This window comes from Massilia eburnea (genome assembly GCF_009720745.1).
Lineage (GTDB): Bacteria > Pseudomonadota > Gammaproteobacteria > Burkholderiales > Burkholderiaceae_D > Rugamonas > Rugamonas eburnea.
On record NZ_WNKX01000002.1, the window covers coordinates 255,140 to 279,185 of the forward strand.

A 24,046-nucleotide genomic window follows, 5' to 3' on the forward strand; every position below is an offset into this window, starting at 1 on the left:
TTATTCTGGCTTGATGGCGTCGCGCAGGGCGGCCAGGATATCGGCGATCGCAATGCCGTCAGCTTCCGCTTCGAAGTTGCGCAGCACGCGGTGCGCCAGTACTGGCAGCAGCATATACACGATGTCTTCACGCGTGACGGCAAGGCGGCCCTGCATCAAGGCGCGTGCCTTGGCAGCCAGCACCAGCGCCTGGCCAGCGCGCGGACCAGCGCCCCAGCCGACGTGCTTCTTCACTGCATCGACCGTCGTTTCCCGCGGCCGGGTGGCGCGCACCAGGCGCGTTGCATAGCGCAGCAGGTGTTCGCCGATTTCGATGTCGCGCACCAGCGCTTGCAGGCGGAGCAAGGTTTCCGCGTCCATCGCCGGCTCGGCGTCCTTCAGGCCGGCGTGGGTGGTTGCGGACACCATCGCAATCTCTTCGTCTTCGCTGGGATAGCCAACATCGATATGCAGCAGAAAGCGGTCCAATTGCGCTTCGGGCAGCGGATAGGTGCCTGCCTGCTCGATCGGGTTCTGCGTCGCCAGCACGAAAAAGGGGCGCGGCAGCTTGTGCGTGCGGCCGGCGAACGTCACCGAGCGCTCCTGCATCGCTTCCAGCAAAGCCGACTGCGTCTTCGGCGGTGCACGGTTGATTTCGTCCGCCAGCAGTACCTGCGTGAATACCGGGCCTTGCTGGAAGCGGAATTCGCGCTTTCCTGTCGCGTGGTCCTCCTCCAGGATTTCGGTGCCGACGATATCGGACGGCATCAGGTCGGGCGTGAACTGCACGCGGCGGAATTCCATGTCCGTCGCCTGCGCCAGCGACTTGACCAGCAGCGTCTTGCCCAATCCCGGAACGCCTTCGACCAGCGCATGTCCGCCGCTTAGCAGGCAGATGACCAGGGAGTCGATCACCGATTCCTGGCCGATAATGACGCGGCCCATGCTCGCCTTCAGTGCCTTTACCTTGGCGTGCAGCACGCCGATTTCGTTTTCGCTCCAGCCGCTTTCAGCCACGGTCATGCTCCCAACGCGTATTGAATGATGTTGACTGCGAAGCGCGTGTTGTCGATCGCCAGCCAGCGCTTGTTGCGGAAATCATAGTCCCATTCGCAGCCATAATCCTTGTTGCTATACAAAAGCCTGATGCGGCCGTTGAATTCCACCGCCTTCAGGTACTCGTGCACCAGGTCGTCGCCCCAGCCGTTCAATTCCATCCCAGTATTCGGCGGACCATCGAACTTGAAGAAGGCCGAATACAGCGAGTGATTGTTGGGGATCTTGTGCAGGGCCTTGGGCCCGAAAATTTTCGCCACTTCCGCTTCGAACGACTTCGCGAACAGTCCGTCGATGTCATGGTTGCAGTCGTCAACGAAGACGAAGCCGCCGCCCCGCACGTAGCGCTCGAAATTCTTCCGTTCTGCCGGTGTGAATTGCACCAGCTTGTGGCCGGCCAGGTAGCAGAACGGGGCCTCCAGCATCTTGGGGTCGGACAATGCCACGATGCGCTCGACGGGATCGACTTTCAGGGTCGTGTATTCGACCAGCGAGTTAAGCACGTTGCTGGGCATGCGGATGTCGACGTCCCAGTCGCCTGACTCGTAGGTCAGGCGGGTGAAGTAGAAGTCGTAGGCGGGCATTCCTCAGACCGCGTCGGACAGCGATGTGAAGTTGAAATCACGTACCTTCATCGCCGGGATCATCAGCTTGCGCGAATCGGTATCGCCGATCAGCACCGGACGCCCCAGTTCATCGATATTGTTCAACATCGATACCGGACTGTCGTTGAAGCGGAAGTTCTTGATCGGGTGCTTGATCTTGCCGTTCTCGATGTAGAAGGTGCCATCGCGCGTCAGGCCGGTCAGCGCCACCGATTGCGGGTCCACCATGCGGATATACCAGGTGCGCGTCACCAGGATGCCCTTCTTTGTCGATGCAATCAATTCCTCGGTCGACTTGGCGCCGCCTGCCATGATGATATTGCCGGCCGACGGAGTCGCCGCCTTGCCCTGCTTCTGCGCCCAGTAGCGGTTGTAGTCCAGCGATGTAATCATGCCGCCCTTGATCAGGTCGCGGCGCGCGCGCGCCTGCATCGTTCCCTGGTCCCATGGCAGCACCGGGGCATTGGCATCCCATGGATCGGTCCAGACGTTCACCTGCTCGTCAAACAGCTTGTCACCCAGGCGGTTGGCGCCGCCCTTCTTCGACAGGAAGCTGCGGCCTTCGTCGGCGGAACGCGCATCGAAAGCGCTGAACATGAAGTTCAACAAGTCGTTGGTGGCGGCAGGCTCCATCACCACGGTATAGCGGCCCGGCTCCAGCGCCTTGGCGTCCACCGAACGCAGCGCCTTTTCAATGGCGATCTCGGAAGCTGCGCGCGGATCGAACGATTTGGGATCGTAGGCCGAACGGTTGACCCAGCCCGAACCACGGCCATCATCGGTGCGCGTGGTCACGGTGAAATTCAAGCCGCCCATTTCCTGGAAGCCGAACACGCCATTCGAGTTGGCGATGCAGTCAAAACCGATGCTGTCGTTGAAGAAGCCCGCAGCCTGCAGTCCCGCTTTCTTCGCCGCATCAATGCTGGCAAAGGCCACATCGGCACGGTATTCCGGGCTGAATGCCTCGGCGTTACGTTGGAACGTATTACTGGCCTTGAAGTCCTGCTTGCCCACGGCCGGCATGAACTCAGGATTTTCGGGCGCCAGTCGTGCGATTTCCTCGGCCCGGCGTACTGCCGCTTCCAGCGACTTCGCATCGAACTGGTTGCAGGTAGCAGCACCCTGCCTTTTGCCGAAGGCGACGCTGACCACCAGCGTAGTGTCTTCGATCAGGCCGGCGGTGGAAACACTGTTGTTCGCATAGCGCACATTACCCTTGCGGCTGCCGCTCAGGTTCACGCGGCATCCATCGGCCTTGGACATGGCCATCACTTTGTCGCAAATGCTTTTCGCTTCGTCTTTGCTCAGGAGTTTCATCGGGTGTCCTTAGTCAATCTTGCGGGCGGTGTTGATCACATTGATGCCGTTGAAGCGCGTGGTCGAGGAACCGTGCGACACCGCGCTCACCTGGCTTGGCTGGCCTTTGCCGTCGAAGAAGGAGCCGCCCATGCGCCAGTCGCGCTGGTCGCAAGTCGCCGAGCAGGAATTCCAGAACTCCTGCGTATTCGACTGGTAAGCCACGTCGTTCAGCATCTGGCCTATCTTGCCGTCCTTGATTTCGTAGAACAGCTGGCCGCCGAACTGGAAGTTGTAGCGCTGCTGGTCGATGGAATAAGAGCCGCGGCCCAGGATGTAGATGCCCTTCTTCACGTCCTTTACCATATCGTCCACCGACATGGTCTTTTTGCCCGCCTCCAGCGAAACGTTCGGCATGCGCTGGAATTGCACGCTGCTCCAGGAGTCGGCGTACGAGCAGCCGTGCGACGCTTTCTCGCCGATGATCTTCGCCTGGTCGCGCGTGGCCTGGTAGTTCACCAGGATGCCGTTACGGATCAAGTCCCACTTCTTCGAGGCCACGCCTTCGTCATCGTAGCCCACATAGCCAAGGGAGCCCGGCGTGGTCTTGTCGGCGACGATGTTGACGAGGTCGGAGCCGTACTTGAAATTCTTGCTCTTCCACTTGTCCAGTGTGGCGAAGGAAGTGCCGGCGTAATTGGCTTCATAGCCCAGCACGCGGTCCAGCTCCGTGGCGTGGCCCACGCTCTCGTGGATGGTGAGGAACAGGTGTTCCGGGCTGAGCACCAGGTCGTACTTGCCCGGCTCGACCGACTTGGCCGTCAGCTTTTCGCGGGCCTGCTTGCCGGCCGCGCGGGCGTCTTCGATGATGTCGTAGCCGCCGTTGTACAGTGGTGTGACGCCGCCTGGCGCACGCACTTTGTGCTCCGGCCCGGCGTCAAAGAATTCGTAGCCCATGCCGGCCGGCGACGACAGGCCGTCGCGCGTGCGGAATTTTCCGGTCGCCTTGTCGACTGCAGTAGCGGTGAACGGGGACCACAGGCGGTGGATATCCTGGTCGATGTAGGAGCCATCGGTGGAGGCGAAATATTTCTGCTGGTTGACCTGGAACAGGTTGGCCGTCATGAAGGAGGCCCCGGCTTCCAGGCCAGCCTTGTTCGCGGCCAGCAGCATGTCGGCCTTTTCCTTGATCGGCACGGCGCGCCAATCCTTCTTGAAAGGCGTCTGCCATGCCACTTCGCCCACGCCTTTGACCGGCGCGAGTTCTACCGGCGAGGCCTGCAGCCGTGCGTTGGCGCGCGCGATGGCCACGGCCTGGCGCGCGGCGTCGGCCACAGCGTCCACTGTCAGGGCGTTGGTGGCGGCGAAGCCGTAGGCGCCGTTGGCGATCACGCGTACGCCGACACCGGTCGATTCGGTGTTGATGATGTTTTCGACGCGGGTGTCGCGGGTGGTGATGAACTGGTTCAGGTAGCGGCCGATGCGGACGTCGCAGTAGCTGGCGCCGGCTTTGGTGGCGGCGTTCAGCGCGGCGTCGGCAAGTTCTTTCTTGAACTTGCGGGCCATCGGGTTGAGCAGGTCTTCGGCGGCGATGGCGTTGCCGAAGACGGGGATCAGCATGGTGCTGCCGGTTGCGGCGGCGACTTTCAGGAAGGATCTACGTTCCAATGGGTGCTCCAAAAACTTTTGAACCCGGTAAACCTGGGTCAGACCCAAGGGTCTGACCCACTCAGCGGGTTTAGACTGCGTCGGACAAAGAGGTGAAATTGAAATCGCGCACCTTCATCGCAGGAATCAACAGCGAAAACTGCGACTCATCGCCCGCCAGCACTTCCGGCCGGCCCAGCTCTTCGATGTTGTTCAGCATCGACACAGGGCTTTCGTTGAAACGGAAGTTCTTCACCGGATGCTTGATCTTGCCGTTCTCGATGTAGAAAGTACCGTCGCGGGTCAGGCCGGTCAGCAGCACGGTCTGCGGATCGACCATGCGGATATACCAGGTGCGCGTCACGAGGATGCCCTTCTTGGTTGAAGCGATCAGCTCCTCGGTCGATTTGGTCCCGCCGGACATGATGATATTGCCCGGTGCGCCAACCGCACGCTGGTTCATCTTCTTGCCCCAGTAAGGCGAGTAGTTCATCGAAGCTATCTTGCCGTGCTTGATGATGTCCATGCGTTCGCGCGCCAGCAAGGTCTGGTTATCCCAAGGCAGTACGGCAACATCCTTATCCCACGGGTCGGCCCACACGTTCACCTGCTCATCGAACAGCTTCTCGCCCATGCGGTTGCCGCCGCCCTTCTTGGCGAGGAAGCTGCGGCCTTCGTCCGCCGAACGCGCATCGAAGCTGTTGAACATATACGCCAGCAGGTCGGACGTCGCGGCAGGCTCCAGGATCACGGTATATCGGCCCGGCTCGAGCGCCTTGGCTTCGGCCGAACGGATCGCCTTTTCCATCGCCACTTCAGCCGCAGCGCGCGGATCAAAGCGCGCCACATCCTGCGCGTCGCGCCGTACCCAGCCCGAACCGCGGCCATCTTCCGTGCGCACGGTGCAGGTGAAGTCGATGCCCGTCTGCGTCTGGTGGCCGAACACGCCGCGCGAGTTGGCGATCGTTTCGAACGATGACTGGTCGGTGAAGAAGCCCGCCGCCACCAGGCCCTTCTTCTTGCAGGCCTCGATGCTGTAAGCCGCCACTTGCGCGCGGTACTCGGGGTTGATGGCGTCGGTCGACTTGCTGAAGGTATCAGACCCTTTGAACGCCTGCTTGTCCGGCGTCGGCATGAATTCCGGATTTTCCGGCGCCAGCCTGGCCAGCTCCTCGGCGCGCTGCACTGCCTTGGCCAGCGATTTGTCGTCGAACTCGTTGATGACCGAGGTGCCCTGCTTCTTGCCGAAGGCGACGGATACGGACAGCTGGGTGTTTTCCACCAGGCCCGCGGTCGACACCGCATTGCGCGCATAGCGGATATTGCCGGTGCGGCTGCCGTTGATGGTGACGATGCATTCGTCGGCTTTGCTCAGCGACATGACCTTGTCGGCGATGCGCTTGGTTTCTTCCTGGTTCAGGATTTTCATTCGCAGTCCTTTCAGCCGATCTTGCGGGCAGTGTTGATCACGTTGATGCCGTTGAAACGGGAAGTCGACGAACCGTGCGACACCGCGCTCACCTGCATCGGCTGGCCTTTGCCGTCGAAGAAGGAACCGCCCATGCGCCAATCGCGCTCGTCGCACATGGCGGTGCAGGCGTTCCAGAACTCCTGGGTATTGGACTGGTAAGCCACGTCTTCCAGCATCTGGCCGATCTTGCCGTCCTTGATCTCGTAGAACATCTGGCCGCCGAACTGGAAGTTGTAGCGCTGCTGGTCGATCGAGAAGGAACCGGCGCCCACGATGTAGATGCCCTTCTTCACGTCCTTCACCAGTTCATCCGGCGTAATCTTCTTCTTGCCCGGCTTGAGCGACACGTTAGGCATGCGCTGGAACTGCACATTGCTCCAGGAATCGGCGTAGGAGCAGCCATGCGACTCCTTCTCGCCGATCACCGCCACCTGGTCGCGCGTGGCCTGGTAGTTGACCAGGATGCCGTCCTTGATCAGGTCCCAGTGCTTGCACTTGACGCCTTCGTCGTCGTAGCCGACCGCGCCCAGGGAACCCGGGATGGTCTTGTCGGCTTCGATGTTGACCAGGTCCGAACCGTACTTGAATTTCTTCGACTGCTGCTTGTCCAGCGTGGCGAAGGAAGTGCCGGCGAAGTTGGCTTCGTAGCCCAGCACGCGATCGAGCTCGGTCGGGTGGCCGACCGATTCGTGGATGGTCAGCCACATGTGTTCAGGCGACAGCACCAGGTCGTACTTGCCCGGCTCGACCGACTTGGCGGTCAGCTTTTCCTTGGCCTGGCGGCCGGCGGCCTTGGCATCTTCGACCAGGTCATAGGAGCGGCCGTACAGCGTGGCGACGCCGCCCGCTGCCTTGATCTTGTCTTCCTTGCGGCCATCCAGGTACTCATAGCCCATGCCGACCGGCGTGCCCAGGTCGGAGCGGCTGCGGAATTTGCCGGTGGCCTTGTCGACGGCGGTCGCAAAGAACGGCACCCACAGGCGGTGCAAGTCCTGGTCGATATAAGAACCGTCGGTGGAAGCGAAGTATTTCTGCTGGTTGACCTGGAACAGCAAGGACTGGATGAAGGAAGCGCCTGATTCCAGCGCGCCCTTGTTGGCGGTGATCAGCAGATCGGCCTTGTCCTTGATCGGCACCGTGCGCCAGTCTTTCTTGATCGGAGTGGCCCAGGAAACTTCACCCACGCCCGGCGTCGGCGCCAGCACCACGCCCGCGGCCTGCAGTTTGGAGTTGGCCTTGGCGATGGCGACCGCCTGGCGTGCCGCGCCGGCCACGCCGTCCGGCGACATATCGCTGGTGGCGGCAAAGCCGTAGGCGCCATTGGCGATCACGCGCACCCCCACCCCTGCGGATTCGGTGTTGGTGACGTTTTCGATGTTCAGGTCACGGGTGGTGATGAACTGGTTCAGGTAGCGGCCGATGCGCACGTCGCAGTAGCTGGCGCCGGCCTGGGTGGCGGCGGTCAGCGCGGTATCTGCCAGCATCTTCTTGAACTTCACTTCCACGGGTTTAATCAGCTCGTCGGCCGCAATGGCGCGGCCAAATGGCATCATCATGGCGGCCATCGCACCGCCGCTCATGTTGAGGAATGCACGTCGTTCCATAGTCTCTCCAGGGTTATCGTTTTACCTAAGACAGCTTGCAGGAGACCAATCGTACGCAATTTTTATGCCATTGTGTAAAGCTTGTACAAACCAGAAACATACTGAATAAAAGGAGGGGCGAAAAAGGGGACGTAACGCTTTTTCTTTGAAAAAGCGTTACGTCCCCTTTTTCGCCCCTCCTTTTATTTGTGTCCGGACAGTGTCCGCACGGCGTCCGGAGCGGACACTTGACCGGGCGACCAGCTTGTCCGATCATCAAGTCCCGGGCGACCGGATACACCGTGCCGCCCGCCCAACGAAAAAGGAGACTCCTGAATGAAACAGTATGTCCTGGCCGGCCTGCTGGCCGTTGGCTTCACCAGTTTTTCCGGCGCCGCCCTGGCCGATCCTGCCCTGAAGGCTGCCATCGCCAGCCCTGCCCGCGCAGCCGAAAACGTCAAGCGCGACCAATACCGCCACCCATACGAAACCCTGACCTTCTTCGGCATCAAGCCGAATATGACCGTGGTTGAATTGTCGCCGGGCGGCGGCTGGTACACCGAGATCCTGGCACCTTACCTGCGCGACCAGGGCAAGCTGATCGCCGCCGGCACCGCCAACGGTGCCGAAGGCTTCCAGAAGTTCCTGGCCAAGGACCCGGGCCGCGACAAGGTTACTTACGGCACCTTCATGCCGGGCAAAGGCGTGTACAACTACGCACCGAAGGGCAGCGCCGACATGGTCCTCACCTTCCGTAACGTCCACAACTGGATCGGTATCGGCGACGAGGGCATGAAGAAAATGATGGCCAATATCTACGACAGCCTGAAACCTGGCGGCATCTTCGGCGTCGAGGAACACCGCCTGCCGGCTTCGATGAAGCAGGACGCTGAAGCCAGCTCCGGCTACGTGCATGAAGACTACGTGATCAAGATGGCCGAGCAAGCCGGCTTCAAGCTGGTAGCCAAGTCCGAAGTCAATGCCAACGCCAGGGACGACGCCAACCACGAAAACGGTGTCTGGGCGCTGCCGCCTACCTTCACCAACAAGGACAAGGACCGCGCCAAATATGCCGCCATCGGCGAGAGCGACCGCATGACCCTGAAGTTCGTCAAGCCGCAATAAGTGCTGAAAACGCTGCAACGCGCTGCCGCCGGCCTGCTGCTGGCGGCAGCATCCACCCTTGCCTGCGCCGCCGATACGGCGTCCAGCGCGCCACTGATGCGTTTTATCCTGCCTTCCGTCACGCCGGGCTCGGAAGTGCAGGTGACCTACTTCCACCTGCTGCTGCGCCTTGCGCTGGAAAAGACGGAAGGCCCCTTCTCCATCGAGTTCTATCCCTATGAGCTGACCAGCCCGCGCCGCGCGCTGGAAATCAAGCGCAACGGCGTGATCAACATCATGTGGGATGGCACCAATGTTCAGCGTGAACGCGAACTGCTGCCGATCCGCGTATCGCTGGTGCGCGACTTGAACGATTACCGCGTGTTCATGATCCGCAAGGAGGATGAAGCACGCTTTCGCGACGTGCGCACGCTGGAAGAATTGCGCAAGATGACTGCCGGCGCCGGCGCCAATTGGCCTTCAGTGGACGTGCTGCGCCACAATGGCCTGAAGGTGGAAACGACGGTTAACTACAGCTCGCTGTTCCCCATGCTGAAAGCGAAACGCTTCGACTTCATGCCGCGCGGCGTGCATGAGGCCTGGGCCGAAGAACAGCAATATGGCAAGGAAGGATTGATGGTGGAGCCGACCATCTTCCTGCATTACCGCGTGCCGTTCTACTTCTTCGTCAGCAAGGATAACAAGGCGATGGCGGAGCGGGTGGAGCGAGGTTTGAAGCTTGCCCAGGCCGACGGCAGCTTCGATAAGCTTCTGAATGGCTACCCGGCTTTCCGGCGCGCTCTGGCGGAAATCGCAGGGCACAAGCGCAAGGTATTTGAACTGGAACTCCCTATCGGGATTGCAAGCGACTCATCAAAGCAATAAAACCGTAACCGGCGACAAACATGCCGCACAGCACCACCGCAATCGACAGGATCAGTTCGTTCATTCACACTCCAATGTGCAGATACAGGCATAGGATTATGCTGCATTTGCACATAAAAGAAGCTCTCGAATTCTCACTGCTTTGTATGGAATTTGTCAGGCGCGGGGCCAAGCTGGAAGGTGGCCACGCGGCGCATTTGCCGCGTGGCAAAGCGACTTATGGTTTCTTGACCGGAGTGAAGTTCAGGTCTGCGAAGTCGTAACTGAAGTCCGTTTCGGTGGAGATGGGCGCCATCTTCATGCGTTCGATCGAACCGTCCGGGTTCAGCGCAAACGTCACATAAGCGTCGGCGTTGAAGTTGCGCTCTTTCCAGCGCACGATGAAGGTGTCGTGCTGGAAGTGCTCCAGCGTTCCGGTCAGGTCAGGCGTGCGGCTGAAGCTCATCACCTGCCTGCCGCCCGCCTGCTTGATGCTCACCGTGCCATACCAGTCGTCTTTGTAGTCGCCGTTGTAGGAAGCCAGCGGCAGCGAAGGCTTGGACGCTGCCGCACGGGCCGCGCTCAGCTTGCCCTGGCGCGCCAGTTCCTCCTTGTGCATTTCGGCTTCCTGCTCGGCGTAGAGCTTGATCCAGTCGGTCGGCGCCACCCCCATGTAGTTGTCCAGGATGCGCCACTGCAGCGCCGACATCGACGGGCCATTCTCGGCATTGGTGAAGATGGCCACGCCCAGTTTCTCTTCCGGCACCATCACGATGCGCGAATAGAAGCCTTGCAGCGCGCCGCCGTGCATCACGATCTTGCGGCCGCGGTAATCGCGCAGCTGGAAGCCCAGGCCATATGCGGCGAAGTTCGGCTTGGTGGCCATCAGCGCCGGTTTCGGTTCGCTGACCTTCATCGGCGTTTGCTGGCTCCACATTTCGCGCGCCTGCTTGGCGCTGAACAGCTGCTTGCCATTCTCCATCTTGCCTTCGTTGAGCAGCACCTGCATCCACTTGGCGATATCCTCGGCATTGGTCTGGACGCCGATCGCGCCCACCGCGTTCTGCACCGGCATCGGCTTGACCACGGCAGCCTTGCCATTGATCTTGCTGTGCGGCGCCGAGTAGTCGGCGGTCTTCAGCATTTCCTCCACATTGGTGGTGGTGCCGTCCATGCCCAGCGGGGCCAAAATATGTTCGCGGGTCGCCGCTTCCCAGCTCTTGCCGGACTTCTGCGCGATGATCTTGCCGGCCACGATGTACAGCAGGTTGTCGTAGGCGTAGTTGTTGCGGAAGCTGGTGGCCAGCTTCACGTTGCGCAGGCGGTCGATGATTTCATCGGTGCTGAAAGTAGTGGTCGGCCACCACAGCAAATCGCCGGCGCCCAGGCCAAGGCCGCTGCGGTGTACCAGCAGGTCGCGCACGGTCATCGTGTGGGTCACGTAGGCGTCGGCCATCTGGAAGCTCGGCAGGTGCTTGGTGACAGGATCGTCCCAGGACAGCTTGCCATCGTCCACCAGCTGCGCCAGTTGCGCCGCCGTGAAGGCCTTGGAATTGGAAGCGATCTCGAACAGCGTCTTCGCCGTTACCGGCGCCGGGTCGCCCAGCCTGCGCACGCCGAAGCCCTTGGCGGCGATGACCTTGCCGTCTTTCACGATGGCGATGGCCATGCCCGGCACGTCGAAAGTCTTCAATGCCAGGTTGACGTCGCGATCGAGGTCGTAGGCCGGTGCAGCAGCGGCGCTTGCCGCAACTGCTGCTTCCGGCGCGGCCAGCGCGGAGGTGGTCACAGCGGCGCCGGCGGCAAAGGCCAGCATGAGCAAGGTGGCGAGTGGTTTCTTCAGCAGCATGGTCATTTCTTCAGCAATTTGTCGACGGAACCCTGGGTCTCAGGGTGGTAGCGCGGGCGGGCCTTGGCGTAGACCGACTTGGCCCAGGCAGCTTCGTTCGGATTGGCCAGCAGCGCCTTGTACAGCGGCACCACGAACTTCTGGCGGCCCACGCTCATGAGGAAGGCGTTCAGCGGCTCGCGCACGCCATAGCCAGCGTGCACGGACGCCAGCAGGAAGCGGAAGCCGATTTCATTATTCTTCGTATCGTGCAGCTTGAAGGCGTCATCGAGCTCCTTCATCTGGGCGGCGTTGGCCTTGCCATCGATGCCGTTCAGGAAGTGCATCCACTCCAGCGCGATCCAGCCTGGCGTCTCCAGCAGGCTGGTGGCGAGCTCGCCCTTCAGCCAGGCTTCGCGCTTGGCATCCAGCGCGGCCAGGCGCGGTGAATTCACGTACTGCGCAGTGGACGGGATGCCGCTGCCATGCAGCCATTCATCCAGTTCCGCATCGCCCATGATGACGGGATTCTTCGCCAGCAGGTTCTTGTGCAGGTAGTCGACGAATTCTTCGGTGGTCGCGGACTGGAAGGCATGCTGGTCGAACCAGCCGCGCAGGAACGGGTCGAATACTTCGCGGCCGGCGCGCTCTTCCAGCGTGTGCAGCAGCCAGGCGCCCTTCGGATAAGCCAGTCCCTCGTCGGTATAGGTGTCGGGATTGGTGTCAGGGTCCTTGGTCAGCAAGGCTTGCTTGGCGGGCGGGATGTCTTTCAGCGAAGCGATGGCTTCGGCCTGCTCCACCTGCAGGTTCATGTCCGCCACTTCCTTGCCGTACAGGCTTTCCACGATGCGCGTGGTGACGTAGGTGGTGAACCCCTCGTTCAGCCACCAGTGCTTCCACGAAGCGTTGGTGACCAGGTTGCCGGACCAGCTGTGCGCCAGCTCGTGCGCAATCAGGTCGTTCAGGCTGCGGTCGCCTGCGATCATGGTCGGGGTCAGGAAGGTCATGCGCGGGTTTTCCATGCCGCCGATCGGGAACGACGGCGGCAGCACCAGCATGTCGTAACGCCCCCAGCGATAGGGACCGTACAGCGATTCGGCGGCGCTCACCATTTTCTCGGTATCGGCCAGTTCATAGGCGGCGGCATCAATGCGGCCCGGTTCCGCGTAGACAGCGGTACGCGGTCCGAGGTTGCGCAGCTCGATTTCGCCGATGGCGATGGCCAGCAGGTAGGCCGGTATCGGCTGCGGCATCTTGAAGGTCCAGCCGCCTTTGCCGGTGGCGTGCTGGTCGCCCTCGGCACTCATCACCACGCGCATGCCGGCAGGTGCGTCGATGCGGGCGCTGTAGGTGAAGCGTACGGCCGGCGTGTCCTGCACCGGCGCCCAGGAACGCGCGTCGATGGTTTCCGACTGGCTGAACATGAAGGGACGCTTGCCCGACAGGGTCTGCTCGGGATTCATCCACTGCAGCGCGCTGGCGGTTGGGGCGGTGCGGTAATAGATACGCACTTTTTCGGGCTGGGTTTGCAGGGCGATGCGCAGGGCGCGGCCCTTCTTCGCGTCCTGCTTGTCGAGCATGAAGGAGGCCGGCGCCCAGCTGCCGTCCGGGCGCAGCACCTGCACGCGCGCGATTTTCAGCTGGCGGGTGTCGAGCACCAGGGTGCGGGCCGACTTGTCGACCCAGTTCAGCGACAGCTCAGCGTAACCGTCGAGCGTCTTGCGCGCGAAGTCGGCTTTGAGGTCCAGGTGCAGGTCGGTGGTGCGCACCTGGTCATAACGGGCAAAGCTCAGCGGATCCTGCGCCCAGGCGGGCATCGCAAAAGCTGCGGCCAGCGCAGCGGCCGGCAAAGACAGTCGGAACATGGCATCTCTCTGTTGTTACAAGCGCGCAGAGGATAGCACACCGGCCGCAGACATCGGGTTCTATGCCTTCACCTCGATCTCGTAGGTGTTGCCATCGTCCGCCAGGGCGATCTCGGTGGGCGAAGCGCTGGCCTCGCCGCGCGTGATGCGCAAGACGTAGGTGCTGCCGCCGTGCTTGTATTGCAGCGTGAAGCCGGGCCAGCTGGCCGGCAGGCGCGGTGAGAGCAGCAGCTTGTCGGCCTGGCGCGTCAGGCCAAGCAGGGATTCCAGCAGCAGGCGGTACATCCAGCCGGAGGAGCCGGTGTACCAGCTCCAGCCGCCACGGCCGACATGCGGCTCAACGGCGTAGACGTCGGCCGTCACCACATACGGCTCGACCTTGTAGCGCTGGCTGGATGCGGGATCGGAACCGTGGCGTACCGGATTGATCATCCGCATCAGGTCCCAGGCCCGCTCCACTTCGCCCAGCCGCGCGAAGGCCATCACGGTCCAGATGGCGGCGTGGGTGTACTGGCCGCCGTTCTCGCGCACGCCCGGCACGTAGCCGCGGATGTAGCCCGGGTTCAGACCGGACTTGTCGAACGGTGGGTCGAGCAGCTGGATCAGGCCGAAATCGCGCCGCACCAGGCGTTTGTCCACTTGCTCCATCGCGCCTTCCACGCGCGCCTTGTCGGCGGCGCCGGTCAGCACGCCCCAGCTTTGCGAAATCGAGTCGATCTGGCATTCCTCGTTCTGCGCGGAGCCCAGCGGGGTGCCGTCGTCGAAGTAGGCGCGGCGGTACCATTCGCCATCCCAGGCATGGGCTTCGATATTGGCTGCCAGCTGTTTGGCCTGCTCGCGGCACTCGTTGGCGAAGGATGCGTCTTCGCGCCTGTCCGCCACTTCGGCAAAGCGTTGCAGCACTTCGATCAGGAACCAGGCCAGCCACACGCTCTCGCCCTTGCCATGCTCGCCCACCTTGTCCATGCCGTCGTTCCAGTCGCAGGAGCCGATCAGCGGCAAGCCATGCTCGCCGAAACGCAGTCCGTTGCGGATGGCGCGCACGCAGTGTTCGTACAGGTCGCCGCTCTGCGCCGAGCGCGTCGGCATGTCATAGTACGAATCCTCTTCCGGCGACACCGGACGGCCTTCCAGGTAGGGCGCTTTCTCGTCCAGCACCGACATGTCGCCGGTGCTGGCGACATAGCGCCACGCGGCCAGCGGCAGCCAAAGGTAGTCATCCGAGCAATGCGTGCGCACACCGCGGTCCGACGGCGGATGCCACCAGTGCTGCACATCGCCCTCGATAAACTGATGTCCGGCGCACAGGATCATGTGCTCGCGCAGGATATCCGGCCGCGTGTGCACCATCGCCATCGCATCCTGCAGCTGGTCGCGGAAGCCGAAAGCACCGCCGCTCTGGTAATAGCCGCTGCGCGCCCACATGCGGCAGGCGATGGTCTGGTACATCAGCCAGCCGTTGGCCAGCACGTCGAGTTCAGGTTCCGGCGTCTGCACCTGCACCGCGCCCAGCACCTTGTCCCAATGCGCGTGCACTTCGGACAGCGCCTGCAGCGCAGCGCCGCGCCCGCCGTGGCGCTGCACGATATTGGCCGCATCGGCGTTGCGGCGGCCGCCCATGCCCAGCACGAAGACGATCTCGCGGTCCTGCCCCGGCTGCAGTTCGAATGGCGCCTGGATCGCCGCGCAGGCGTCCAGCCCGGCGCCGGCCTTGCCCGACAGGCGTACACGCCGCAGCGCCGCCGGCCGCGCCAGGCTGCCATTGCGGCCAATGAATTCGCTGCGGTCGCATGTCACGGTGCGCACCGAAGCATCGGCATTGAAGAAGGCCACGCGGCCGGTGAATTCCGTGTTGTAGGCGTTGCGCGCGAACAGCGCGCCAGTCACCGGGTCGATCTCGGTCACGATATGCATGCCCGATTTGGAGCGCATATCGCCCAGCACCCATTCCACATAGCCCGTCACCGACAGCTTGCGCACCACGTCCGACTCATTGTGCACCCGGATCACGGTATAGCGCACCGGCGCGTCCAGCGCCACGAAGGTGGTCATGCGGCTGCTGATGCCCGCCTCCGCATAATCGAAGGAGGAATAGCCGAAGCCGTGGCGCGTCAGGTAGCTGCCTGCGCCCGGCGCCGGCAGCGCGCACGGCGACCAGAAGCGGCCCGTCTGTTCGTCGCGCAGGTAGAAGGCCTCGCCGCTCAGGTCCGACACCGGGTCGTTGTGCCACGGCGTCAGGCGGAATTCGTGGGCGTTTTCCTGCCAGGTATAGGCCTGCCCGCTTTCCGACACCACGCTGCCGAACTGCGGATTGGCCAGCACGTTCGACCAGGGCAGCGGCGTGCGCTGCCCGGCGCGCGTGGAGATGACGTATTCCTTGCCGTCCGCAGTGAAGCCGCCCAGCCCATTGGACAGGATCAAGTCGGCCGGCAAGGCCACGCCGGCGGGCTCGGCGCCGCGCTCGCGCTCTGCGATTTCGCTGCGCGGTTCGGCCAGCAAAGGCGGCATGCGCAGCGAAGGCGCCACTCCGCGTTTGAGCTGCTCGGACAGCGTACCGCGTTCGTCGCTCAACACCGCCCGCGCCACCGTCTGCAGCAGCACGCGGTCTTCCGGCGAAATGCTTTCGGTCGGCCGCACGAAGATGCCGCCGGGACGGTCAATCGCCTGGGCGTCGATGCCCGAAGCGATCAGGCCCATGATCTGGTCATGCAGCGCCTGGCGGTAGCCGGAACGGTCCTCGTACCAGATCACCAGGTCCACCACCAGTCCTTTCAGGCGCCAGTAGGCGTGCGCCTGCACCAGCTGGCGCGCCAGCTCGATGTTGGAGGCGTCGCGGATCTCCATCAGCACGATCGGCAAATCGCCGGAAATGGCGTATGCCCACAGGCCCGACTGGCCGCGCTGGTTGCGCACCAGGATGCCGGGATCGGCGCGCAGCGCGGCATTCGGATAGATCACGTGATTCGCCAGCCGCGCATACAGCTGGGCCTCGGCCTCGCTCGCATTGAGCTGGCGCAGCACCACCTGGCTGTGGGTCCAGGCCAGCTCGAACACGCGGTCGGCCATGTGGCGGTCCTGGTACTTGTCGATCAGGTATTGGGCCGCGTCCCGGGTATCGGTCATGCCGGTCACCACGTCGATGACCGACACTTGTCCCGGTTCCAGCGCAATGCGGTAGCGGATCGCCACCACCGGATCGAGCACCGAGCCTTCGCTGCCGGACAGCGGACCCGGTTGGCGCACCGCCAATGGCGACTGCGCCGTGTTGCCGCGGCCGATGAAGCGGGCGCGGTCCGTCTCGTACGACACCTGCTGCACTTGTGCATCGTGCACCGTCATCACGTGCAGCAGGTAAGGCGTTTTTTCGTCCTTGCCGCGCGGACGGCGCGTACACAGGATCGCGCTTTCGTCCTCCACGATCTCGGTTTGCACGAACAGCTTGCTGAAGGCCGGGTGGGCATTGTCGGCCGGCGCCGGCGCCATCACCACTTCGGCAAAGCTGGTGAATTCGATGATGCGGCGGCGCTCGGAATGGTTGGTCACCCGCGTGCGGCGCATCTCGATATCGTCTTCCGGCGAGACCACGATCTCCGTGTACAGCTCGATGTCGTTGTCGCTGCGGCGGAATTCGGCGCGGCCTTCGGAGAAGATCACTTCCAGCCGTTTCGGTTCGGCCTGGGTCGGCTGGTAGGTGGTGGACCAGACGGCGCCGTCCTCCACGTCCTGCACGTAGCAGAACTGGCCCCAGTTGTCGCAGGTGCTGTCTTCGCGCCAGCGCGTCACGGCCAGGTTGTTCCAGCGGCTGTAGCTGCCGCCGGCGCTGCTCACCATCACGTGGTAGCGGCTGTTGGACAGCAGCTGGGTTTCCGGCACGGGCGGCGTGTGCTGGTTCATGATGCGCATGGGCGCGGCCTGCTCCGGCGCGGTGCTGCGCACCGAGGCCTGCTCGGCGCTGGCCGAATGGAAGGCGCCGATGCGCGGGCTGCGCTCCTGCAGCACCAGCAGCGTCGACTGCAGCAGCGGATCCGATTCGAAGCGGCGCTGCATCGGCCTGTCGTTCAGCACATAGCTCAGCGCCAGGAAGCCCATGCCCTGGTGGTGCACCATGAAGGACTTGATGATGGCGTACTGCTGGCCGCGCGGCAGGCGCGCCGCCGTGTAATCGATCGCCTCGTAGAAACCATAGCGGCCCATGAAGCCCATGGCCGCCATCTTCTGCAGGTTCTGGCAGGAAGCGTCCGGGTCGACCATCAGGCCCAGCATCGTGGCGTAAGGCGCCACCACCAGGTCTTCCGCCAGGCCGCGCTTCAGGCCGATGCCGGGCACGCCGAAAGCGCGGTACTGGTAGTTGAGGGCCGCGTCGGTGGTGTTGTAGCCGGATTCCGAAATTCCCCACGGCACGTTGCGCTGCCTGGCGTATTCCACCTGCGCCGCCACCACCGACTGGTAGGTCTGGTCCAGCAGGGTGCTGGGGTAGGTCGGCATCACCAGCAGCGGCATCAGGTACTCGAACATCGAGCCGCTCCACGACAGCAGCACCGGCTGGCCGTGCACGATGCACAGCTGGCGTCCCATGGCGAACCAGTGCTCCTGCGGCAGCTGGCCCTGGGCGATGGCGACGAAGCTGGCCAGGCGCACTTCGGAAGCCAGCAAGTCGTAGCAGCTGGCGTCGAGCCGGCGCTCGCTCAGGTTGTAGCCGATGGCCAGCAGCTTGGTGGTCGGATTGAACAGGAATCCGTATTCGACCTTGGCGAATTCATTGGCCTGGTGCGACAGGCGGTTCATGGTGTCGAGCCGTTCGCGCGCGCGCGCGGCGCCCTGCTCCACCAGCGCCGACAGCTGCTGCTGGCGCTCGCGCTCGTCCGGCGCCAGGTCGCTCAAGGCGGCGCCAGGCAGCGGCCAGCTGGCCAGCTCGCGCAGCGTCGGGATGCGGTCCAGCGTGGTGTCGTATTGCGCTTCGGTCTGCGCCGTGACCCAGGGGGCGAAGGCATCCAGTTCGTCCAGCGCACCGCGGCATTGCGCGTGCAACGCGCCCGCCCATGCCGCCAGTTGCGGCTCGAGCGGGGCCGACGCTTGCCGGATGAATTGTTCGCAGCCCTCGCAAGCCCGTACCAGCCAGGCGCGCTGCTGGCGCAAGCTGGCCGGTACCGCCGGGATCGGCGCGGCGATGGCGCTTTCCAGGGCGGCCAGCGCCTCGGCCGACACGCCGCCGGCGGAAGCGACCGTCTCCCGCACCAGCGCGCAGGTAGTCGCCAGGCCTTGCGCCAGGTTCGGATGCACGATGGGCAGTTCGGCCACGCCCACCAGGCCGGCCTGCAGCGTGAGCAGATGCCCCGCCAGGTTGCCGCTGTCGACGGTGGAGATATAGATCGGCATCAGCGGCTTCATCGACTGCGTGTCGTACCAGTTGTAGAAGTGGCCCTGGTGGCGCTCCAGCTGCGCCATGCTGTCCAGCGTGCTGACGGTGCGCGCCGCCAGTTGCCCGCCGGTGATGTAGCCAAAGTCGAAGGCGGTCAGGTTGGCCAGCAGCGCCATGCCCATATTGGTGGGCGAAGTACGGTGCGCCACCACCTGGCTCGGATGCTCTTGCATATTATCTGGCGGCAGCCAGTTGTCTTCCGGCCCGACAAACGTTTCGAACCACAGCCAGGTCTTGCGCGACAGCTTGTGCAGGAACAGGTTCTGGTCTTCGTTCAGCGGCGTCTGCACCCGCGCTATCGGTTTGCTGATCCACCAGGCCACCAGCGGTGCGGCGAACCAGGCCACCAGGAAGATCAGCGCCGCCTCGAACGCCCTGGGGCGCTGCAGCGCCAGTGCGGCGCCGGCAGCCAGTGCGATCAGCGGCGATACCCACATCGTGCTCCAGTTGCTGGCCAGGCTGGCGCCCGAGCGGGACAGTGCGGAAGCCCGCCATTCCAGCAGCCGGCGGCGCGAAACCAGCAGGCGCCAGCCGGTGCGGACAATCGCATCCAGGCTGACATAGGCCTCGTACGGCAGGAACACCAGCGTCAGCAAGGCATGCGAGAACTGCAGGCCGCAGCGCTGCAGCGAAGCGGGCACGTGCTGGCTCCACAAGGTGTCGGACGGCTTGCGCAGCACGTCATAGAGCCCGCTCACCAGCGGCGGCAGGAAGATGATAGCCAGCACGGCGCACGTCCAGAACCAGGGGTGCGGCAGCAAGGCGAAGGCCATCAGCAGCGTCAATGTGAGGACAGGCGCCACCAGGCTGCGGCGCAGGTTGTCGAACAGCTTCCAGCGCGACAAGGCCGACAGCGGGTTCGCTTCGCGCTTGCCGCCCGCCAGCGGCACGCGCGGGGCCAGCCAGGCCAGCAGCTGCCAGTCGCCGCGGATCCAGCGCTGGCGCCGGCTCACGTCGTCGCGGTAGCGCGCAGGGTAGTGTTCATACAGTTGCGCATCGCTCAGCAAGCCGGCGCGCAGGTAGCAGCCTTCCAGCAAGTCGTGGCTCAGGATGCGGTTGGCCGGGAAGCGGCCGTCGAGCACTTCCTCAAACACGTCGACATCGTAGATGCCCTTGCCGATAAAGGAGCCTTCCGCAAACACGTCCTGGTACACATCGCTGACGGTGCGGGTGTAGGGATCGATGCCCGGCTCGCCGCCGCACAGCTTTTCGTAATGCGAGGCGTCTTCGCTCGGCAGGCTGACCGTGACGCGCGGCTGCAGTACGCCATAACCGGCAACCACGCGCCGCACGCGCGGGTCGACGCGCGGCATGTTCAGCGGATGGCACATGGTGGCGACGAACTGGCGCGCCGCATCGCGCGGCAGCTGCGTGTCGGTATCCAGCGTGATCACATATTTGAACGATGGCAGGTCGTCGATATCACCCACGATCAGCGAGAACGCGTCCTGCGCGCCGCCGCGCATGAAGCGGTTCAGGTCCGACAGCTTGCCGCGCTTGCGCTCCTCGCCCATCCAGGCGCGCTGCGATGCGTTCCAGCGGCGCGGGCGGTGCAGCAGCAGGAAAGGCGCAGCAGACCCTTCTTCCGTGTATTTCAGGTTCAGGCGCGCGATGTTGGCGGCGGCGCGCTCGGTCAGCGCGGCATCGGTCGGCAGCGTCTCCTCCTGCGCATCGGCGAAGTCGGTCAGCAGGCAGAAACGCAGGTTGGGGTCGCGGTTGGCGAGGAAGCGCACTTCCAGCTGCTCGCACAGCTCGTCGACGTTTTCCTTGTTGAACAGCAGCGTCGGCACCACCACCATGGTGCGCGCGTCCGGCGGAATGCCGTTGCGGAAATCCAGGCGCGGCAAGGGTCGCGGCTCGACAAACAATGTGGCGGCCCAGTTCACCAGCGCCAGCGCCAGCTGGCTGCTGCCCATCAGGCCGAGGATGGCCAGCACCGCCAGCGTCCACGGCTGCACGCCGTCGCGCCAGGCGCGTTCCAGCATCAGCGCAGTCGCAATCACCGACAGCACGCCGATCGCGCCGAGGTAGGACAGCAGGGGCGAAGTGCGCAAGGTGCGCTTGAGGGAACGCAGCGGCGGCAGGCGCACGCCCACCTGGCGCTCCAGCAGCAGCATGCCATCGCCCACCAGGTAGTAGCCGACGTGGTGCAGGCGCGAATCGACATCGCCCGCGCGGGTGCGCGCCAGCTCGAGCGCTTGCCGCGCCACTTCCGCCTCCGTGGCCGGGGAATAGCGCGCCATGCGCTCCACGCAGTGGCGGTATTGGTCGCGCGTGAAGAAGTCCATGTCCGGATAAGTGCCGGCTGGGTCCTCGCGCAGGGTCTGTTCGACCACGCTCATGGTCTCGACGAACTCCTGCCAGTCCATGGTGCTGAGGAAGCGCAGGCTGCCGATGCTGTTCGAAATCGATACCTGTTCGGCCGCCTGCAAATGGATCTCGGCCTGGATCAGCTGCTCGATGGTCTGCCCCGCTTCCGCCAGGCGATAGGTGATCCAGTTCAGCGCCAGCGTCAGCACCGGGCTCTGGCCCTGCAGGCGGCGCGCCAGTTCGGCCACGAAACCGCTGGTGATGGGCGGCTCCGAGCGCGCCATATCGGCCACCAGCAAGATCAAGCCGCTCGGGTTCTTGTCGGCGATTTCCAGCATCTGGTCGGCCCAGCTGTTCGCCAGGTCGCGCTGGAAGCGGTTTTCCGCCACGCGCGCGGCGACGCGGCGCAGGTTCTCGATCAGCGCCAGGCGCAGCATGATCGGGATAGCCCACAGCTCGCCCAGCTTGAGCGTTTCCTTTTCCTGGTAGGCCTCGACGAAGCGGCACAGGCTTTCCGGATCGACGCGGCCGTCGCCGTGGGCGATGATTTCCAGCGCGATCTGGTAGACGCGCGGCGTGCCCTCGGGCGCGCCTTTCGCCAGGCGCGGCAATTCCTTGCTGTAGTCTTTGGGTAAATGGCGCCGCGCAGTGCGGATCTGGTCTTCGATCAGGTAATAGTTATCGAGCAGCCACTCGGAAGCGGGCGTGACCTGGCGGCCTTCCTTCACGGCCTCGGTCAAGCCTTCGCAAGTGGTCGCGATCAGCGCTTCGTTTTCGCTCAGGCGCGCCAGCAGGCGGTCACCGCCGCCACGCTTGCTGAGTTCGTGGCTTGCAGCCAGGGAACGACCATGGTGTTCCATCTGCTGCGCGCTGAACAGTTCCCCGCGCAGCGGCAAATCGTCGTCCTCGCCAGCTCCGCTTTGCAGGGAGCCCGATTCGGATTCCTTGAACCCGGCACTTGCGGCCGGCCATAAAAAAAGACGCTCTTTCAAGGGGGCCTCGCATTATTCTTCGCACTGCCGCGCAGACGGGCAGTATCTTTCAAAGAATGTTATGCGGGCGCACGAAAGATGACTGTTCGCTAGCGTACATATGAAGCCCGGCTCCGGTCGAGCCCGTGTCCGTTTGCTCGACCTGACCCCGACTTTTATCATGGTGTGCTGAACACCGGGTCGGGCAAGCCTTGCAGGCTCAGGGCTTCTTTGGCGCCGTCGAGATCGAGGACGATGATTTCGTTGTCGCCTTTTTTCAGCCATGGCGCTGGAAGGAACAAGCTTTGCTGTGGGCCAACACGCCAATAGCGGCCGAGATGGTGGCCGTTGACCCAGACGTGGCCTTTGCCCAGCATGCGGGTGTCGAGGAACGTGCTGCCCGGTGCATTGACGTTGAAGTGGCCGCGCCAGAAAGTCGGGCCGGCCTTGGCCGGCATGCTGCGCTTGAAGCACAGCCCGCTCAGGTCGTCCAGCGGCAGTGTGAAGACTTCCCAGTCGAGCAGCGCTTTGCCGCCCAGGCTCACCGGGCGCGTGAGGCCCTTGCGCTCGTCCGCCAGCAGCGGGCCGAAATTCACGCGGCCCATGTTTTCCACCACGACGTCCAGCGTGCTGCCGGCCTTGAAGTCGATGTCGGCTTCGTGCTCGTTGCGGCGGCGGTCGAGCGTGGCGATGATGGCGCCGTCTTCGAGCACGTGGGCGTAATCGCGCACGGAACCGAGGTCGAGTTTGCCCGCTGCCGCTTGCGCAAAGCGCTTGCGGTAGACAATGAAGCCGTATCCCTGGCCATACGCTTCCATATTGCGTGCCAGGTGCGAGGCGATCGGTGTTGGCAGGGAATCCGTCAGCGCTGCCGACTCGTCCAGCGTGAAGCGCGGAATAGCGATGCTCGGCGCAGTTTTGGGCAAGTCCGGCAGGCGCTCGCCCGGAGCCAGGTGGCGGGCGATGGCTGCGCGGATGGCGAAGAATTTTGCTGTCGGCCGGCCGGCCTCGTCGATGGCGGCGTCGTAGTCGTAGCTGGTGGTGTCGGGCTGGTAGGTGGTCGCGCTGGCGTTGGCGCCTGGCTGCCAGCCGAAGCTGGTGCCGCCGTGCGCCATGTACAGGTTGAAGGAAATGCCCTGGCCCAGCATCCAGTCGACGGCGTCGGCTGCCATCCTGGGGCTGGTCTGGTGGCGGCGCTCGCCCCAGTGGTCAAACCAGCCGGCCCAGTATTCGCCGGCCATGCGCGGCACGTTCTGGCGGAAGCCGGCCAATTGCGCAAAGGCGTCCTTCACTTCATCCAGGCTGCCGTTGAAGTTGACGACGGCGGTCACGCCAGGCAAGGTGCCGCGGTCGAGCAGGCTTGGGTCGGGGCCGTCGGAAGTGAACAGGGGCGTGTCGAAACCTGCGTCGTGCACTTGTTTCCGGATGGCGGCCATGTATTCGTGGTCGTCGCCGTAGGAGCCGTATTCGTTCTCCACCTGCGTCATCAGGATCGGTCCGCCGCGCGAGGACAGCAGCGGCGCCACTTCCTGCGCCAGGCGCTTGAAGTAGCGCTCGGTCGCGGCCAGGAAGCGCGGGTCCATGCTGCGTACGCGCAGGCCCGGCGTGCGCAGCAGCCAGGCAGGGAAGCCGCCAAAGTCCAGCTCCGCGCAGACATAGGGCCCCGGGCGCAGCACCACATTCAAGCCTTCTTCTTTTGCTGTGCGGACGAATGCGGCGAGGTCCAGGTTGTCGCTGAAGTTGAAGCGGCCCGGCTCCGCTTCGTGCAGGTTCCAGAACACATAGGTGGTTATGGTGTTCAGCCCCATGGCCCGCGCCTGCTGCAGGCGCTCACGCCAGAAGGCGCGCGGTATGCGCTCGTAATGCATGTCGCCGGAGCGGATGACATAAGGTTTGCCGTCCAGCTCGAAGCGGTCGCCCACCACGGCAAAATGCGGCGCCGCCTGCGCGTTCAGCGCCGCCATCACTGCGCCCAGCACCGCCAGGCGTTTCATTATCGTTTTCCGCAAGCTTGCCTCCTGTTTGTGGTAACGCTATCTTATCTGGAT

The 24,046-nt window shown here is 63.6% G+C and carries 12 protein-coding genes; 2 read left to right on the forward strand and 10 right to left on the reverse strand.

Annotated elements, in window-relative coordinates; translation table 11 throughout:
• The 6 genes from GM658_RS03755 to GM658_RS03780 all read right to left on the reverse strand — a co-directional run bounded on the left by GM658_RS03755 (position 1) and on the right by GM658_RS03780 (position 7,658).
• Positions 1-1,002 (reverse strand): AAA family ATPase, encoded by a 1,002-nt coding sequence (locus GM658_RS03755; RefSeq protein WP_155452661.1) that lies wholly within the window; start codon positions 1,000-1,002, stop codon positions 1-3.
• Complete coding sequence (locus tag GM658_RS03760; protein ID WP_155452662.1) at positions 999-1,619, reverse strand: DUF4159 domain-containing protein; 621 nt, start codon at positions 1,617-1,619, stop codon at positions 999-1,001. Before GM658_RS03760 ends, GM658_RS03755 begins: the two co-directional genes overlap by 4 nt.
• A 3-nt stretch (positions 1,620-1,622) precedes the next feature.
• Entirely contained in the window at positions 1,623-2,957 is a 1,335-nt protein-coding gene (locus GM658_RS03765) for a TldD/PmbA family protein (protein WP_155452663.1), read from the reverse strand.
• A gap of 9 nt (positions 2,958-2,966) precedes the next feature.
• The gene (locus GM658_RS03770) at positions 2,967-4,604 is read right to left on the reverse strand and encodes a TldD/PmbA family protein (RefSeq protein ID WP_155452664.1); all 1,638 of its coding nucleotides are present in this window, start codon (positions 4,602-4,604) and stop codon (positions 2,967-2,969) included.
• A 70-nt stretch (positions 4,605-4,674) separates the two neighbouring features.
• A complete protein-coding gene (locus tag GM658_RS03775) occupies positions 4,675-6,012 on the reverse strand; it encodes a TldD/PmbA family protein (RefSeq protein WP_155452665.1) in 1,338 nt (445 codons plus the stop codon).
• Between the two features lie 11 nt (positions 6,013-6,023).
• Complete coding sequence (locus GM658_RS03780; RefSeq protein WP_155452666.1) at positions 6,024-7,658, reverse strand: TldD/PmbA family protein; 1,635 nt, start codon at positions 7,656-7,658, stop codon at positions 6,024-6,026.
• A 315-nt stretch (positions 7,659-7,973) separates the two neighbouring features.
• Between GM658_RS03780 and GM658_RS03785 the strand changes: the two genes are divergently transcribed.
• Positions 7,974-8,762, forward strand: a complete 789-nt coding sequence (locus GM658_RS03785) for a class I SAM-dependent methyltransferase (protein ID WP_155452667.1) — start codon at positions 7,974-7,976, stop codon at positions 8,760-8,762.
• On the forward strand, positions 8,763-9,626 hold the full coding sequence (locus tag GM658_RS03790; RefSeq protein WP_155452668.1) for a substrate-binding periplasmic protein: 864 nt from the start codon (positions 8,763-8,765) through the stop codon (positions 9,624-9,626).
• 217 nt (positions 9,627-9,843) lie between these two features.
• Here the strand turns inward: GM658_RS03790 and GM658_RS03795 are convergent, their stop codons facing one another.
• The 4 genes from GM658_RS03795 to GM658_RS03810 form a co-directional block, all read right to left on the reverse strand.
• Positions 9,844-11,454 (reverse strand): serine hydrolase, encoded by a 1,611-nt coding sequence (locus GM658_RS03795; RefSeq protein WP_211841807.1) that lies wholly within the window; start codon positions 11,452-11,454, stop codon positions 9,844-9,846.
• 2 nt (positions 11,455-11,456) lie between these two features.
• Positions 11,457-13,298: a M1 family metallopeptidase gene (locus GM658_RS03800; RefSeq protein WP_155452669.1), complete on the reverse strand. Its 1,842-nt coding sequence runs from the start codon at positions 13,296-13,298 to the stop codon at positions 11,457-11,459.
• Positions 13,299-13,358: 60 nt separating this feature from the next.
• Positions 13,359-22,019, reverse strand: coding sequence for a GH36-type glycosyl hydrolase domain-containing protein (locus tag GM658_RS03805; protein ID WP_155452670.1), 8,661 nt, complete (start codon positions 22,017-22,019; stop codon positions 13,359-13,361).
• Positions 22,020-22,177: 158 nt separating this feature from the next.
• Positions 22,178-23,992 carry a glycoside hydrolase family 35 protein gene (locus GM658_RS03810; RefSeq protein ID WP_155452671.1) on the reverse strand — a complete coding sequence of 605 codons (1,815 nt, stop codon included), beginning with the start codon at positions 23,990-23,992 and terminating at the stop codon, positions 22,178-22,180.
• Positions 23,993-24,046 lie beyond the last annotated feature (54 nt).